Annotated in this window: 14 protein-coding genes and 1 pseudogene; 10 read left to right on the top strand and 5 right to left on the bottom strand. The window is 69.9% G+C overall.

The window, feature by feature from the left end:
- The first annotated feature begins 135 nt into the window (after positions 1-135).
- Together MYF83_RS26645 and MYF83_RS26650 are read left to right on the top strand one after the other, a co-directional pair.
- Complete coding sequence (locus MYF83_RS26645) at positions 136-933, top strand: DUF72 domain-containing protein (protein ID WP_248963449.1); 798 nt, start codon at positions 136-138, stop codon at positions 931-933.
- A 609-nt stretch (positions 934-1,542) separates the two neighbouring features.
- The gene (locus tag MYF83_RS26650) at positions 1,543-4,278 is read left to right on the top strand and encodes a M36 family metallopeptidase (protein WP_248963450.1); all 2,736 of its coding nucleotides are present in this window, start codon (positions 1,543-1,545) and stop codon (positions 4,276-4,278) included.
- A gap of 410 nt (positions 4,279-4,688) precedes the next feature.
- On the opposite strand, the gene MYF83_RS43915 is transcribed toward MYF83_RS26650, so the two are convergent.
- Both MYF83_RS43915 and MYF83_RS26660 read right to left on the bottom strand, forming a co-directional pair.
- Complete coding sequence (locus MYF83_RS43915; RefSeq protein WP_248963451.1) at positions 4,689-5,468, bottom strand: ATP-binding protein; 780 nt, start codon at positions 5,466-5,468, stop codon at positions 4,689-4,691.
- Between the two features lie 49 nt (positions 5,469-5,517).
- On the bottom strand, positions 5,518-5,892 hold the full coding sequence (locus MYF83_RS26660) for a sensor histidine kinase (RefSeq protein ID WP_248963452.1): 375 nt from the start codon (positions 5,890-5,892) through the stop codon (positions 5,518-5,520).
- Positions 5,893-6,001: 109 nt separating this feature from the next.
- On the opposite strand from MYF83_RS26660, the gene MYF83_RS43920 reads away from it, so the two are divergent.
- Together MYF83_RS43920 and MYF83_RS26670 are read left to right on the top strand one after the other, a co-directional pair.
- Entirely contained in the window at positions 6,002-6,757 is a 756-nt protein-coding gene (locus tag MYF83_RS43920; RefSeq protein WP_248963453.1) for a GntR family transcriptional regulator, read from the top strand.
- 54 nt (positions 6,758-6,811) lie between these two features.
- Entirely contained in the window at positions 6,812-7,024 is a 213-nt protein-coding gene (locus tag MYF83_RS26670; protein ID WP_248963454.1) for a DUF397 domain-containing protein, read from the top strand.
- A gap of 398 nt (positions 7,025-7,422) precedes the next feature.
- Here the strand turns inward: MYF83_RS26670 and MYF83_RS26675 are convergent, their stop codons facing one another.
- Both MYF83_RS26675 and MYF83_RS26680 read right to left on the bottom strand, forming a co-directional pair.
- Positions 7,423-8,328 (bottom strand): Sco1979 family transcriptional regulator, encoded by a 906-nt coding sequence (locus MYF83_RS26675; protein ID WP_248963455.1) that lies wholly within the window; start codon positions 8,326-8,328, stop codon positions 7,423-7,425.
- 144 nt (positions 8,329-8,472) lie between these two features.
- Complete coding sequence (locus MYF83_RS26680) at positions 8,473-8,709, bottom strand: DUF397 domain-containing protein (protein ID WP_248963456.1); 237 nt, start codon at positions 8,707-8,709, stop codon at positions 8,473-8,475.
- 225 nt (positions 8,710-8,934) lie between these two features.
- Here MYF83_RS26680 and MYF83_RS26685 point away from each other — a divergent pair, with 225 nt between their 5' ends.
- The 5 genes from MYF83_RS26685 to MYF83_RS26705 all read left to right on the top strand — a co-directional run bounded on the left by MYF83_RS26685 (position 8,935) and on the right by MYF83_RS26705 (position 13,581).
- Complete coding sequence (locus MYF83_RS26685; RefSeq protein ID WP_248963457.1) at positions 8,935-9,519, top strand: ATP-binding protein; 585 nt, start codon at positions 8,935-8,937, stop codon at positions 9,517-9,519.
- Between the two features lie 144 nt (positions 9,520-9,663).
- Positions 9,664-10,488: an SAM-dependent methyltransferase gene (locus tag MYF83_RS26690; protein WP_248963458.1), complete on the top strand. Its 825-nt coding sequence runs from the start codon at positions 9,664-9,666 to the stop codon at positions 10,486-10,488.
- A gap of 167 nt (positions 10,489-10,655) precedes the next feature.
- On the top strand, positions 10,656-11,927 hold the full coding sequence (locus MYF83_RS26695; protein WP_248963459.1) for a multidrug effflux MFS transporter: 1,272 nt from the start codon (positions 10,656-10,658) through the stop codon (positions 11,925-11,927).
- A 58-nt stretch (positions 11,928-11,985) separates the two neighbouring features.
- A complete protein-coding gene (locus tag MYF83_RS26700) occupies positions 11,986-12,480 on the top strand; it encodes a hypothetical protein (RefSeq protein WP_248963460.1) in 495 nt (164 codons plus the stop codon).
- A 258-nt stretch (positions 12,481-12,738) separates the two neighbouring features.
- On the top strand, positions 12,739-13,581 hold the full coding sequence (locus MYF83_RS26705; RefSeq protein WP_248963461.1) for a sirohydrochlorin chelatase: 843 nt from the start codon (positions 12,739-12,741) through the stop codon (positions 13,579-13,581).
- 54 nt (positions 13,582-13,635) lie between these two features.
- Here MYF83_RS26705 and MYF83_RS26710 read toward each other — a convergent pair whose 3' ends face one another.
- Complete coding sequence (locus MYF83_RS26710; protein ID WP_248963462.1) at positions 13,636-15,108, bottom strand: glutamate-cysteine ligase family protein; 1,473 nt, start codon at positions 15,106-15,108, stop codon at positions 13,636-13,638.
- 253 nt (positions 15,109-15,361) lie between these two features.
- Between MYF83_RS26710 and MYF83_RS44470 the strand changes: the two are divergent.
- Positions 15,362-15,950 (top strand): annotated as a pseudogene (locus MYF83_RS44470) (sigma factor-like helix-turn-helix DNA-binding protein); the annotation flags it as partial.

Consider the following 15,950-nt stretch of genomic DNA (forward strand, 5'->3'; position numbering starts at 1 on the left):
GCGCTCCTCGGGTGGACTCGGGATGGGGACTTCGGGCAGAGGTCCACTCGCCCGGCGGCGCGTGCCATCCGGCGGGCCGGTGTGACCGCTGCCTGGGCGGGTAGGCATGCTGGCCATATGGGAGGTGAAGCTCTCATGTTGCTCCTGGGAACCTCAGGGTGGCAGTACGCTCACTGGCGGGACGTGCTCTACCCCTCCGGGCTGCCGCAGCGGCTGTGGCTGGAGCGGTACGCCGAATGCTTCGACACCGTCGAGAACAACAACGCCTTCTACCGGCTGCCGTCGCGGGAGACGTTCGAGAGCTGGCGCGATCGCACCACGGACGGGTTCGTGATGGCGGTCAAGGCCAGCCGGTTCCTTACCCACATCAAACGGCTGAAGGACCCCGAGGAGCCGGTCCAGCGCCTGATGGACTCGGCCGGGGGCCTAGGCCGCAAGCTCGGGCCCATCCTGCTCCAGCTCCCGCCGACCCTGCGGGCGGAGCCCGAGCGGCTCGACGCGTGCCTGCGCTGCTTCCCCCGCCACGTGCGCGTGGCCGTCGAGCCGCGCCACGCCTCCTGGTGGACCGACACGGTCCGCGAGGTGCTCCGGTCGCACGGCGCCACGCTCTGCTGGGCGGACGTGCTCGGCAGGCCGGTGACCCCGCTGTGGCGGACCACCGGCTGGGGATACCTGCGCCTCCACCAGGGCCGCGCCACGCCCTGGCCGTCGTACGGCGAGGCGTCGCTGCGATCATGGCTGCACCGGCTCGGCGAGGCGTGGGGCCCCGATCACGACGTGTACGTCTACTTCAACAACGACCCGGACGGCGCCGCCGTCCGCAACGCCGTCCGCTTCGCCGAGCTGGCACGCGCGGAAGGATGGCAGGTGACCCGCACCCCGGAGACCGTCCCCGAACCGGCGGCGCGGCCGGCGGGCGCCGCTCGCCCCTGAACCGCCCGCGCCTGGCACGGGCCAAGGTGATCACCACGCTCGACCGTGGAAGGTCAACCGATCTCTGATCGGCGTCCGGCTCATGGCCGGGCTCGTACTCGGATCAGCAGCCGCTTGTCATCGGCCGGCGCCTTGACCCGGTACCCCTCGATCACCAGGAATTACGGCAATTAGCTAATTACCTGTCCATAGGGCGGCACCGAACAAGGAAGGTGAAGCCCTCTTCGGGCACGCGGTATCGCGCCGCCGCTCGACGTTTTCGGCTCGGGCGCAGACCAACTGGCGGCACGGGTTTTCTCGGGCCATGTAGTCCTATATATGCCTATTTTCCATGCTTTGCAAGATCTTGTCATGCTTTCTGAGTGATGTTACCACTATCGCATCAGATGGGATGCGGGCGACGGAGCCCACGTCCCCATTCAGGAGGCAAGCAGCGTGTCATCGTCTGTTCCACCGTTACGCATCATCATCACCGCGGTTGCCGCAGCCTCGCTCACCCTTCCCTTCGCCGGGGTGGCCCAAGGCGAAAAGCGCCGTGAGCCACAGAAAGTCCCGGTCGTCCAGGGCGATGGACACGGCAAACCGGATAAGGACAACAGGAAGGGCCGAGTGGCACCTCCGGCCTCGGCCAAGAAGCCGGCCAAGTCGACCCTTCGATGGAATGACCTCGGCACTCCCGCACTCGTCACCTCGGAAAAGCCGCTCGCCGAAGGGCTCGCCGCCGATCCCGTACAGGCCGCCCGTACCTATCTGAAGGCCAACACGGACCTATTCGGCCTGCAGGCCGAAGCCGTCGACGCACTGGAGACGGTCGCGGTCAATCCGATCGGCAAGGGGCATGCCGTGCTCCTGCGGCAGAAATTCGGCGGCCTGCCCTCCGGCTACGACGGCCTGGTGGCGGTCGGCGTGACAGGCGGCATGGTCCTGCACGCCTCCTCGACGCTGTCACGGGCCACGAGCGCACCGCCGGCCGCGGTCATCACGGAGCAGCAGGCACTGGAGATCGCCGCTCGCGACGCGGAGATCGACCTCGGCGCCACCTCGACCAAGCGGATGGAGGAGGTGGCGGTACCCGCCGCCGACGGCGTGCACCGCGCCTTCCAGGTCACGCTGATCGAGGAGGGGCAGGAGGAGGAGCCCGCGGCCTACACCACCTACGTCGACGCCGTCAGCGGCGACATCCTGGTCAGGGAGAACCTGGTCGATCACTTCGACCCTGAGAATCCGTCATGGTCGGCGTTCGCGGCCAATCCCCCGGCGGACTACTCCTCCAACGACACGCGCCAGACCTGGTGCGCCGCCCCCCGGCCGGGGTGCGGCCTCGTCGTCGGCGGGGACCCGGCCACCGGCAAGGCGTGGGATGTCGATCACAGCACGGACACGCCGACGAACACCAGCCTCGGCAACGCGGCGCGCACGGTCGAGAACCGCGCCAGCGGTTCTTCCTCGTCGTTCGGTACCCGCAGCAACGTGATCACGCCGAGTCGGAACTACAACTTCCCGTGGCAGAACCAGTGGTTCAACGCCAAGTGCGACCCGGCCGCGTTCGACAGGCCCGGCGAGGCCGACCTCGAGGCGGCGATCAGCAACCTGCACGCGATGCACAACCGCATACACGACTGGTCGTACCGTCTGGGCTTCACCGAGACGGCCTGGAACATGCAGGTGAGCAACGGTGATCGCGGCGGGCGCGACGGCGACGCGGAGCGGGGCAACGCCCAGGCGGGCGCCAGGGTCCTGCCAATCCGCAACAACGCCAACCAGATCACCCCTGCGGACGGCGTCGCCCCGACCACCAACATGTACTTGTGGCAGCCGCAAGCCGGGGCGTTCTACGCGCCCTGCGTCGACGGTGACTACGACATGTCGGTTATCGGGCACGAGTACACCCATGCCATCTCCAACCGCATGGTGGCCGGGCCGACCGCGGGCCTCAGCGGGGCCCAGGCCGGCGCAATGGGCGAGAGCATCTCCGACCTGTTCGCGATGGAGTACCTCTTCGAGAACGGTTTCCGCCCGCGTGGCGACACGCCGTACGTGACCGGCGGCTACGTCACCGGCGACGCGGGGCGGGGCATCCGCAACTACGACATGTCGAAGTCGCCGCTGAACTACAGCGACATCGCCTACGACTTGGTCGGACAACAGGTGCACGCCGACGGCGAGATCTGGTCGGCGACCCAGTTCGACGTGCGGAACGCCTTCATCAAGAGGTACGGCAAGGGCTCGGCCGAGGATCAGCGGGCCTGCGCCGAGGGACGGAAGCCGCTGGACGAGTGCCCGGGCAACCGTAGGTGGATCCAGCTGCACTTCGACGCCTTCTTGCTCACGACCGCGGGCAACCTCAGCATGGTGGACCTCAGGGACGCGATGCTCGCGGCGGACAGGCTCCGCTTCGGCGCCGCGAACCAGGACATCATGTGGGAAGCGTTCGCCGAGCACGGCCTCGGCGAAGGCGCGGCCAGCAATGGGACCGCCGATCCGGACCCGAAGCCCGGCTTCGCCTCCCCGCATGGCGGCAACGCCACGGTGACCCTGCACCCCGCGGGCGAAGCCGCCGACGCGCCCGTGCGCCTGTACGTGGGCGACTATGAGGGCCGTGCGGTCCCGATCGCGGACACGGATCCGGCGACCGAGCTCGGCGCGACCTTCCAGATCGTGCCCGGCAAGTACTCGTTCGTCGCGGTGGCCACCGGGTTCGGGCACAAGAGGTTCGAGTTCACGCTGAAGAAAGACCAGATCAGAGATCTTCCCGTGCAGATGTTCCGCAACCACGCCTCGGCCGGGGCGGGCGCGGCGGCGATCGGCGACGGGGTCAACCAGGACAAGCTGATCGACGAGACGGAAGCGACGAACTGGGCGTCGCTCACCGCTCCGGTCGCCGGCCGCTCGGTCATGGTCGATCTGGCGGGCACCGAGGCCGCCCAGATCCGGAGGGTTCAGGTCAGCGCCATGCTCCGGCCGGCGGTCAATGATCCCGCCGACCCCGGTTCGCAGAACCGGTTCACCGCGCTGCGCGCCTTCGAGGTTCTGGCGTGTGACGCGACCTCCGGGACCGACTGCGCGAACCCTGCGAACTACGCCAAGATCTACACCAGCCCTGAGGATGCCTTCGCCACCAGCCTCCCGCGTCCGCGAGGCGGCGACCTGATCATCAAGTCCTTCGATGTCCCGCGGACCCTCGCGACCCACCTGATCCTGCGCACGGTGTCCAGCCAGTGCACCGGCAACCCGCTGTACGCGGGCGAGCAGGACAACGATCCCAACTCCGCCACCGACTGCGCCACGGCCAGCCCGACCGCCGGTCAGATCCGGGCCGCCGAGTTCCAGGCGTTCTCCCACTGACCCGTCGACTCCTCACGCGCGAAGGGCGGCCCAAATGGCTGGGCCGCCCTTCGTGCCGGCGGCGGGTGAGAGCATCTTCGCGATCCACATGAAGACGGGCCGGATGCTCACTCCCGCGACGCTCTTCCCTTTCGCCCAGGTCGCACTCGTCCACCTGGCCACCACGCTCAAGTCGCTCTACGGCATGGAAGCCGAGGTCATCGGCATCCCGGCAGAGCAGCGGCCTCGCTCTGGGCGAGGAGGGGTGCCAGACAGCCTTGCTCCTGCGCACTCGCTCTGCCCGATTCGCGCTGCGGGCGCTGCGAGGCCGGTTCACTCGTAGAGAGTGAGTACGAACACCCAGGTGATCAGGTCAGGTCCGGAGCTTCGGCGGATGTTCGTTCACACGAACGCCACCTGAGGTGTACCGGTCAGCTCGCCGGCGAGCTGACCGGCTCGTCTTCGCTGTGAGCCTTGGCCGTAGGCGACAGGCGCCAACAGGCCCAGACGGTCTTACCGGAGATACCAGAGAGGCCGGAGAGCGGGGTGACGCCGCACTCGTGGGCCAGGGCCTCCACGATGGTCAGACCGCGGCCATGGACGGCCTCGATGCCGAGGTGGAGGTGGCGAGGCTGCTCAGCGGCGTGGTCGGTGACCTGGACGCGCAGTTCGGCACCCTCGGCGGACAGGGTGAGCCTGACCGGTGGCTCCCCGTAGGTCAGCGCATTGGCCAGCAGCTCATCGACCACCAGGATCACGTCGTCGGCGAAGGGCTGGAGCGCCCAGGAGGTGAGGACCTCCCTCACCATGCTCCGGGTCTTGCCGATCACCGACAGGTCACAGGGCAGATCCCAGCAGACGGTACGGGCACCGTCCAGCGCGCTGTAGGGCATGGTCGCTCCTCGGGGCGGATACGGCGTGCGCAGGGGTGACTGGGACAGGGGTAGGCGGGGCGGCCGCGGAGTGGATCGACCAGGCTGCTCGGCCTCACGCATCAGGTCACGCAGCTCGGCTTCGCGCATGAGGTCACGCAGCTCGCCGACGGAACGGGCCTGGACGACCAGGGATTCGGGTACGGGCCAGATCGCGACGGCGTAGAAGCATCGCGCTCCGACGCCGTACCAGACGGCCCAGGCCGGCTCCATCTGGTCCAACTGCTGCGCGGCGGTCCGCTCGGCCGGATCCCAGCGCCTCGGGCGAACGCGAATCACGGTCCCGCTCCGCCGATGCCGTCCGCGCCGTCCCGTCCTGGTATCGCGATCAGGCATGCGAAGCCCGTCTCGGAGGGAGAAGAACCCAGACGATGTGACCTTGGCCCGCGATCTGCTTACTGCCGAACTCGGCGACCTCCTGGGAGAGGTCGGCCCATGAGGTACGCGCGGTGCCATCAGCGGCTGGAGCGCCCGGATCACGAATCTCGATGACGAGATTCGTCGCCAAGGGAATGACACGAAGGTGCAGCTTCTCCGATGCAGGGGTGTGCCGTATGGCGGTGGCCATCAGTTCTCTCGTGATCCGTACGGCGAGTTCTTCCTGGTCAGGCTGGACACTGCCGATGATGGCGCTCATCCAGGCGCACGCGGCGTCGACAGCCGCCGGTTCACCCGGCAATGACTGCTGGAACGGCTCGATCACGAGATTACCGCCATGCTTCCTAGGCAGATAGACAAGCTGTATGGACAGCTTGCAATCTGCATAGGCAACCCGTCAAGCTATTCGGGTGGATCACGAAACCGATCGGCCTGTGTACGTGCGCATCGCCGACGCGCTAAGGGCTCGCGTCCTTTCCGGCGAGCTCACCGAAGGAGACCGACTGCCTTCGTCCCCCGAGATCGCCAAGGTGTACGGAGTGGCGCGCAACACGGCATCCGACGCGTTGGGCTTGCTGGTCACCGAAGGTTTGGCGGTCGCGCGGCCAGGGTCGGGAACCTACGTCCGCGCACGGCCACAGCGGCGCCGACTCGTCCGCGACTGGCATCGAAACGCGGTCGGCGGCAGTCCGTTCGCCCAGTCGATGACGGATTACGCGCAGATCGGGTCGTGGGACTACGAGAGTCGTACTTCTCGCGCGCCGGCCGATGTGCGCGAGCGCCTGGCGATACCCGCGCCGGAGGACGACGAGCCGGATGTGATGTTCACCAAGTACGTGTTCCGCGGTGACGGTGAACCCGTGCAGCTCAGTAGCAGCTGGGAGCCACTGGCGTTGACACGCGGTACACCGATCGTGCTGCCTGAAGACGGCCCCCACGCCGGCCGTGGAGTGGTAGAACGCATGCGGCAGATAGGGATGGACATCACGCACGCGGCCGAGGTGGTCTCGGCTCGCCAGGTGCTCGCCGAGGAGGCTTCAGCGCTCGACATCGCACCAGGGGCGATCGTGCTCACCATCGAGCGCACGTACTACGCCGACGCGCGCCCGGTCGAGACCGCCGACATCGTGATCCCCGTCGACCGGCACCAGGTGGTGTACGGCACCTCGATCTGGGACAAACCCCAATAAGTTGCATGCACCCGCCGAGCGTCTGCGCGAGTCGAGCAGAGAGGCACGGACGACATGAACCTGAGCGACGAACTGAAGACCGCGTCCTGGCGCAAGGCGACCAAGAGCGGATCCAACCAGGGGAACTGCTTGGAGGTTGCGCCGCTGTCCGGCGGGCGGGTCGGGCTGCGGGACACCGAAGCACCTGAGAAGGCGCCGTTCGTGGTGAGTGCCAGCGTCTGGGATGCCTTCGTCGACGGAGCCAAGAAGGGTGAGTTCGACTTCTAACCCCTACGCCAAACCCACGAGAAGCCCGTAGGCCACCACCACGGGCTTCTCGTCATATGAGCCAACCTGGTGTCCGGGACACGCATCGGTCGGCCGCCGTACAACGGCGCCGACTTCGCCGCACCACACCTCACCGCGTCGGCGCCGGCTACAGCACTCCCCCTGGCGGAGGATTGAGCGCGGTCGTCGTCAGGGCCGCAGGAGGGCAAGGTCGTCGTACAAAGGTTGGAGGACGGTGAGGGCGTCCTGCGCCTGTCCTTCGGCGGCGAGCAGATACCCGATGTCTCGTCGCAGGTCCAGCACGGTCTCATCCCCATCGCCCCTCTCGGCCCGGAACCGGCCGGGCGCCCTGGGGCGGGGCGGGGCGGGGCGCGGCCGGGCGTGCGTCGGCGGCGGGGTCAGATCTCGTTGAGGATCTTGGTCAGGGCCTTCTTGGTGTCGGAGACCGGGACGGCGTCGATGCACAGGCGTTCCATGACGGCCTGGTAGCGGTCGAGGTCGTCGCGCTTGTCGAGGTAGATGGCGCTGGTGAGCTGCTCCAGGTAGACCACGTCGGGCAGGTCGCGCTCGGAGAAGCGCAGGATGCTGAACGGGCCGCCGGCCGCCGCGTGGCCGCCGGCGCTGAACGGCATGACCTGCACGGTGACGTTGGGAAGGGAGATGGTGTCGATGAGGTGCCCGATCTGGCCGCGCATCACCTCGGGGCCGCCGAGCGGGCGGCGCAGGGCCGCCTCGTCGATCACGGCCCACAGGTGGGGGGCGTTCGGCCGGGTGAGCAGCTGCTGCCGGGCCATGCGCAGGTCGACCCGCCGCCGGACCTCTTCGTCGGTCCCGTCGGGGTGGCCGAGCAGGACGACGGCGCGGGTGTACTCGGCGGTCTGGAGCAGGCCGGGGATGAACTGCACCTCGTAGCAGCGGATGCGGGTGGCGGCCTCCTCCAGGCCGACGTACGCCTCGAACCAGTTCGGCAGGACGTCGTCGTAGTTGTGCCACCAGCCCGGGCGGTTGGCCTGGGCGACCAGCGACAGCAGGGCCTCGCGCTCGCTCTCCTGGGTGACCCCGTACAGGGTGAGCAGGTCGGCCACGTCGCGGGCGCGGAAGCTGACCCGCCCGAGCTCCATACGGCTGATCTTGGAGTGGGAGGCGCGGATGGAGTGCCCGGCGGCCTCCAGGGTGATGCCGCGGTTCTCCCGCAGCCGGCGGAGCTGGGAGCCCAGGAGGATGCGCAGGACCGTCGAGCTGCCCCGCTCCCGAGCCATCATGTTGAGCGGGGTCTCGTCCCCTTCGGCCCGGGCTGTGATCATGTTCGGTTCCTTAGAACAGGGGCTGTCTTACTCACTTCTCGCGGTTCACAGAGAAGTTCACGATACCCCCGACGACCTAATCCCGAAATACCCCAACATCACCCTTAGGCTACGATTTTGAACCGTCCGTAACTACCGGATCGGTCAAAATGCCAGGTCATCGAAGTCGCCGTTCTTGGCGCCCTGGATGAACGCGGCCAGCTCTCCCCGGCTGTAGATCAGCGCCGGCCCCGAGGGGTGCCGCGAGTTCCGGACGGCGACCTCGCCCCCCGGCAGGGGGGCCAGCTCGACGCAGTTGCCGCTGGGGTTGCTGTAGGCGCTCTTACGCCACCGCACCCCCGAGAGCTGGGACGCGGCCACGCCGTTGGAGATCTCGTCCATCTTGCCTCTTCACACATCCCCGAAAGCTGACGAACCCTGACATCCTTCTCCATAGGCCACTCGTCGCTACGAGGACCCACAGACGGGCTACTTCCACCCTTAGCCTGAGCATACCTCTGTGCGTTTGCACGTGCATCGGTACTTGCACATGCACACCAAGGGGGGCAATATGGTCAAGTGGCGTAACTCCCCGGCGATATGCCCTAAACCCCCCGAGGCTTCCCTATGACTGGGTACAGGACACAACTGGCTAAACCCGCTCAGTTAGGGGACGAAAAGTGGGAAGAATGGCTGACCCAGCTCGACCGCGTCCTGACCTCCGCGGGTTCATGGATCGCCGGCGGCCCGGATTCCGGCCTGTTACAACTCGCACTCCGCGAACTTCGCCATGATCCCTACCCCGCCCGCACGGCACGCCGCTTCACGATCACCACGCTGAACGGCTGGGGACTGACCTCCCTCATCGACGACGCCGAACTCGTGATCGGCGAGCTGGTGATCAACGCCCTCCGGCACGGGCTGAGCAGCCGCACCGCCGTCCACTCCGCCCACCCCGTGCGGATCATCCTCGCCCACACCGGCGAGTCCCTGGTATGCGTCGTCACCGACCCCAGCGAGGAGTCCCCCGTCCCCCGCGACCCCGACTACGGCTCCGAGGGCGGGCGCGGGCTGCAGGTCGTCTCCGGCATCAGCCACCGGTGGGGCTGGGCGCCCCTCGGATCCCCCGCCCCCTCGGGATCTCCCGGCAAGGCCGTCTGGGCCGGATTCACCCTCCCCCGCCCGCCGCGGCACCTGGAGGTCTGCCGCTGACGCGGCCCTGCCGCCCCCGCCGGTCGCAATGCGGCTCCGGCACTGGAGCTCCACCCGAGGTCAACACTTCAGCGCTTCGCCGGAAAAGACGGATATCTTCGCGCGAGCGGCGCTACCATCGACATTCGGCGAGACGGGGGTGTGATGACAGCGTTTCCGAGGCTCGAGCCACTCGGCTTCGACCCGAAGATCCCCAACGAAGCCCGCATTTACGACTACTTCATGGGCGGCAAGGACAACTTCGCCGCCGACCGGAAGGCCGCGCGCCAGGCGCTGGATCTCGCGCCCGAGCTGCCGATGATGTGCCAGGAGGGCCGCAGGTTCCTCGAACGGGCGGTGCGCTACCTCGCCGACGCGGGCATCCGCCAGTTCATCGACGTCGGATGCGGGCTGCCGACACAGGGCAACGTCCACGAGATCGCCCGCGCCGTCGCGCCCGGCTCCCGCGTGGTCTACGTCGACAACGACCCGGTGGTCGTCGTGCACGCCCAGGCCCTGCTGGAGGACGACGAGCGGACGGCCGTCATCGAGGCCGACATGCGCGACCCCGACCAGATCCTCGCCCACCCCCGCCTGAACAAGCTGATCGACCTGCGAGAGCCGGTAGCGGTCCTGCTGTTCTTCACGCTGATCGTGATCCCCGAGGACGAACTGGCCGCGCGCATCGTCGGGCGCTTCCGCGACGCCATTGTCCCCGGCAGCCACGTGGCGATCAGCCACAGCGTGTCCGACCTGCGCCCCGAGGCCACCGCCAAGCTCGCCGCCCTCTACCAGGACGGCGGCATAGTCTCCGGTCACACCCGCCGCGACCAGCTGCGCACCAAGGCCGAGATCGAGCCTTTCTTCGACGGCCTGTCGCTCGTCGAGCCCGGCCTGGTGTACATCCCGGAGTGGCGTCCCGACGGGGAACGGCTCGGCGGCCCCGACGCCGTCTGGTCGGTCGGCGGCGTCGGCCGCAAGGACGCCTGACCGTTCCCCCTCCCCCTCAGCCGGGAGACGTGCCCGGTTGGTGGTCGTACCAGGTCACAGGCGTACCGTGGCCATGGACGGCATCGCGCGTCCAGGGGTGACCCGCGGGGCGCTCCGGCGGTGCCGGCGAACCGGCGGTTCTCGTTCCACCGCCCCATGGAGTCGTCATGTCCGCTACCACCGCCATCGGCGCACCCAGAACGACAGCCCCCTCCCCCCTTCTGATCACCGTGCTCGGCCTGGCGTCGGCGTTCACGCCGTTCGGCGCCGACGCCTACCTGCCGGGCCTGGTCCCCATCGCTCGCGACCTGCGCGCCGGCGTCACGGGGGTACAGCTCACCTTCTCGGCCTTCCTGCTCGGGCTGGCCGTGGGCCACCTGGCGCTGGGCCCGCTGTCGGACCGCTACGGCCGGCGCGGGCCGTTGCTCGCCTGCCTGGCGGTCTGCACGGTCGCGGGGGCGGCGTGCGCGCTGGCCCCCACGGTCGGCGTGCTCATCGGGGCGCGGTTCGTCCAGGGACTCGCCGGGTCGGCCGGCATCGTGATCGGCCGGGCCGTCGTCTCCGACATCGCGCACGGACGCCAGGCCGCGCGCGCCTTCGCCGTGCTGATGGGGGTACTCGCCATCGCGCCGATCGTGGCCCCGCTCGCCGGCGGCGTCCTGATCGAAACGACCGGCTGGCGCGGGGTGTTCGCGGCGCTCGCCCTGCTGTCGCTGCTGATGTTCCTCGCCGTGCTCATCGCCCTCCCCGAGACGCTGCCGGCGCACCGGCGCACGGCCGCCTCCGCCCACCCGCGGGCCGCGCGGGCCCTGCTGCGCGACCCCGGCTATGTCGCTCCCGCGCTGGCGTTCACGCTCGGGTTCGGCGCCCTAGTGGCGTACCTGGCCGCCTCACCCTTCTTCCTGCGCGACCTGCTGGGCCTGTCCACCGCGCCGCTGGCGCTCACGCTGGCCCTGAACGCGCTCGGCCTGGTCCTGGTCGCCACGGCCGGCACCAGGCTCGCCTACCGCTTCCGCACACTGCGGCCGGCGCAGGCCGGGCTCGCCGTCCTGCTCGTGGCCGCCGCCGTGCTGGGCGCGCTGGCCGCGACCGGAGGGCTGACCGTCGCCACGTGCCTGCCGCTGCTGCTGGTCGCCGCGGCGTCCCTCGGGCTGGTGCTGGGCAACACCTGCGCCGTCGCGCTCGGCCGGGCGCCGCACGTGGCCGTGACCGCCTCGGCCCTGATGGCGACCGTGCAGTTCACCTTCGCCGCGATCGTAGCGCCGCTGACCGGGCTGCGCGGCGACCGGGACGCCGTGCCGATGGCCCTGATCATGGGCGCCTGCGCGGTGCTCGCCCTGCTGGCCCTGGTGCTCGCCGCCGACGCCACGGGGATGACGGGGAGCGAGCGAACGGAAACGCTAGGTATCGGTATCCGGTCTTGCGAACCCCCGAGGTGACACCCACACTCGAAACCAGGCGGCGCCCCGTCACAGGCGCGCCCAGGGGGTGGTCCTCGTGCAAGAAGGCTTCAGCACTCGCGAGACCTGGCCGTTCGAATGCCTTCGCTGCCTGCTGGTGTGGGAAGAGGAGTACGTCGTCCGGCACCTGACCGACAGCCACGGCAACGACGCCGACGTCTGGTTCCGCGCCGAACTCCTCGTCCAGCCGCCGTGGTCGGGCGCGCGCTGCCCGTCCTGCGGTGACATCGCGGTGAAGCCCTTTCCCCGGGGATATCTCATCCGACATCCCGAGCTCCGCGGCGCCCCGCCGCCGGTGGCACCCGGAACGCCGGCCGGGCCGGGAGGCTCCGCGCGCCTGGTCCCCGAGGCGCGTCCGTCGCCCGGGACGCCCGTCACGGAGCCCGCCGCCGGACCGGCCCCCGCGCGGTCGCCGCTCGGCGCCCGCCTGAGGATCTCCGTCCCGATGTACGCGATGATCGGGCTCTCGCTGCTGCTCTTCGCCGGTCTCGGGCTGCTTGAGATCCTGCGGGCGGCGCACCACGTGCATTGAGACGCGCCACCGCGCGGGGTGTGCAGAAAAAAACTTCACCGGCGGCGCGGACAGATCTGTCAACGGCACGGCCCTTCCCGCCCCGCGGGCAGGACCGCCGCCACCGCGATGATCTCGAATGATTACGGACCGTTGGTGCTGTTCAAGGGATCGAGTCCCAATTTGTCACTGATGTCACGGGAGATCGACGGATCTCCCTCCGCGCGTCAACGCGAATCGGACTTAACTTTCGCCTCATACCCCGTAAAATCCGCCGATGTGAACGATGGTCATCACGCTCCACAGGAGCTTCCGGTCCGCGAACGCTCGTTCCGGACCAGCTCCGGCCGGCACCGGCGGCCCGTGCCCGCGCAGCTGCCCCCTGACGCGCCCGCGCTCGTGCTGGCCGCGCCCGGCACCGGCGGCGACATCCCCGCGGCCATCAAGACGATCGTGAGCGTCGACCATCCCCAACTCGACGTGCGCCTGATCCATCTCGGCGACAGCAAGACCAGCCTGGCCGAGACGCTCACCGACTGCGCCGCCGACCGGCCCAAGGAGGCGCCGGCGGCCATCGTGGTCCCCCTGGTCACCGGGCCCCACCAGCAGGTCTACCGGGCCATCCGGGAGGCGGTCGCCGAGAGCGACGTCATGACGACCATCGCCGACCCGCTCGGGCCGCATCCGCTGCTCGCCGAGGCGCTGCACGTCAAGCTGTCCGACAGCGGCCTCGCGCGCGCCGACCGCATGCGCCTGTTCAACATCGCCGCCCCGGTGGACGGCATCATCGTCGCCACGGTCGGCGGCCAGGAGGCGGTGCGCGCCGCGGACGCCACGGTCGTCCTGCTGGCCGCGCGGCTGACGCTCCCGGTGGTGGCGGCCTCGCTCGACGCCTCGCCCGGAGTCGGGGACGCCGCCCAGCGCCTGCGCAACATCGGCGCCTCGCGGCTGGCGCTGGCGCCGTTCCTGATCGGCCCCGAGATCGACCTGCACAAGATCACAGCGGCGGCGGAGTCGGTCGGGGCCGGGTGCGCGGAGCCGCTGGGCGCCCACAGCGCGGTCGCCCAGCTCGTCGCGCTCAGCTACGGCAGCGCGCTCACCGGCGTCGACGACCCCCCCTGAGGCGGCAGGCCGCGGCCGCACGGCGGACTCCGGCCTCAGGACAAGGCGCGGTCCTCACGGCAGGGCCGGAGACAGGCCGGGCCAGGTGTGGACGGGCTCGCCGGCGAAGGCCAGCTCGAGGTAGCGGGCCAGCATCGCCGCCCGCGCGCCCGGCCGCTCCTCCAGCTCGGCCAGCGCCTCGCGCTGCCAGACGGCGCCGGTACGCCGCAGCCTGACGCGCTCGGCGATGATCGACAGATGGTGGGACGCCTCGTCCTCGTCCACGCCCGCCGACAGCAGCCCCTCGTGGGCGACCGGCAGCAGGTCCTGCACCAGGCTCTCCGCCGAGACGGTGTCCAGGCGGCCCGGCCAGGCGAGCGCGGCGGAGAGCCCGTTCCGCGCGGCGCGGTAGAAGTTGCGGTAGGCGTCGGCGAAGGGGAAGCCGCCGATCCAGGACGGCCGGGCCGCCATGGCCGCCACCAGGCCGAGCAGGAAGGCCGCGTTGGCCGCCATGTCGGCACAGGTCGGCCCGGCGGGCAGCGCCCGCAGCTCCACGCGAAGGTGCCCGCCGCCGGCCGGGTCGTAGACCGGCCGGTTCCACTGCCACACCGTGCCCTGGTGGAGCCGTAGTTCGGCCAGGTGGGGAACACCGCCCTCGCGCACCACCGCCAGGGGGTCCTCCTCGTCCATCACCGGCATGACCGGCTCGTACTCCCGGACGCTGTGCTCGAACAGCCCCCCCGCGCCGTTCTCGACCCAGCCGGAACCGAAGGACACGCGGCCGTCCACCCGCCACGGGCGTTCCATGTCACGGTCGTCCGCCGAGGCCTCGAACAGCGCGATGCGCGTCTCCTCCCACAGGTCACGGCCGAGGAAGGACGGGGAGTTGCCGCTGACCGCCAGCACAGGGCCGATCGCGAGCTGGGCGGCGTTGTGGACGCGGGCGAACGCCTCCGGAGAGGTGCGCAGGTGGATCTGCCAGGAGGTGTTGGCGCTCTCCAGGATGACGTCCTCGACCTCCAGCTCGAGCTGCTCGTTGCCGTGGATCCGCACGCGGAACGGCTCGGCGCGCACCCTGCGTATCCCCCGGCTCAGTGCCCGGTAGCGGGTGTCGTCGCTCATGGCGTCACGCGTGAAGTCGAACTCGGTCAGCGTGGGCAGGATGCCGATCGGCACCACCCGGCCGCCCTGCGAGCGGGCCGCCTCGTCGACCAGGTGCATCATCTGCCGCGCCTCGGTCTCAAGGGCGGTGAACGGCCGCCCCGCCAGCGGCGACGGGGTCAGGTTGACCTCCAGGTTGAAGCTGCCCAGCTCCAGCACCACCCGGTCGTCCCCCGCCGCGGCCCGAACCTCCTTGTTGCGGCGCAGCGGCCGGCCGCCCTCGTCGACGAGGAAGAGCTCCAGCTCGGCCCCGACGGTCGCGGGCCCCGCGCCGAACCCCGGCCTGGCCAGCAGCTCCCGCAGCGCGATGAGCGAGTCCTTCAGGCGCTCCCCGAAGCGCCCGTACTCCGCCTCCGAGAACCGCTCCTTGGCCACTTGCTGTCCCATCGTGTCCTCTCCCCAGATGCCCGCCTGCGGTCTCCCCTCATCTGTCCCGGCGGGCACGGTTCATGCCTGCGACCGCGGTCAGCCCCGCGACGCACTCCTCAACGAGCTCCCTTTCGACTCTACGGACATGCGCCCGGCCGAACGGATCCCAGGGGGTGCCCCGCACGCCGAGCCATTGACTCCGTACAGCCGAGTCGATATGCCTGGACAACGCCATTTGTGGGTGAGGGCCCCTTGTGGGGAGGCGATGGCCATGCGCGTGCTCGTGCACGCCTATCCGTGGGACGTGATCGGCGATCCGCTGTTCACGGCCCGGGTTCAGGCACTGGGCGGCGACGGGGTCAACCTCGCGGCCGCCTACCACACGGTCAGGGCCGCGACGCCCTGGCATCCCGAGCGGGCGTACCTGGACGCCAGGCATTCCGCGCTGTACCGGCCGGTCCGGGAGGAGGCCTGGGCGGGCAGGCGGCTCGCGCCGGCCGCGCCTGCCTCTGGCGGCCGGACCGGCGGTCGACGTGGACATCGACCCCGACCGGATCGACGACGACGTCCTGGCGCTGATGTTCGTCAGCTGCCACCCGGTGCTCTCCCGTGAGGCCCGGGTGGCGCTGACCCTGCGCGTGGTCGGCGGCCTGTCCAGCGAACAGATCGCCCGCGCGTTCCTGGTACCCGTGCCGACCGTGCAGGCCCGCATCACCCGGGCGAAGAAGACGATCGCGGCGGCCGGGGTGCCGTTCGAGCTGCCGTCGGCCGGTGAGCGCCGGGAACGGCTGGGCGGCGTGCTCAGCGTCGTCTACGTGATCTTCACCGAGGGGTCGACGGCCACGTCGGGCGACCGGCTG

The organism is Sphaerisporangium perillae, assembly GCF_023276435.1.
Taxonomy (GTDB): domain Bacteria; phylum Actinomycetota; class Actinomycetes; order Streptosporangiales; family Streptosporangiaceae; genus Sphaerisporangium; species Sphaerisporangium perillae.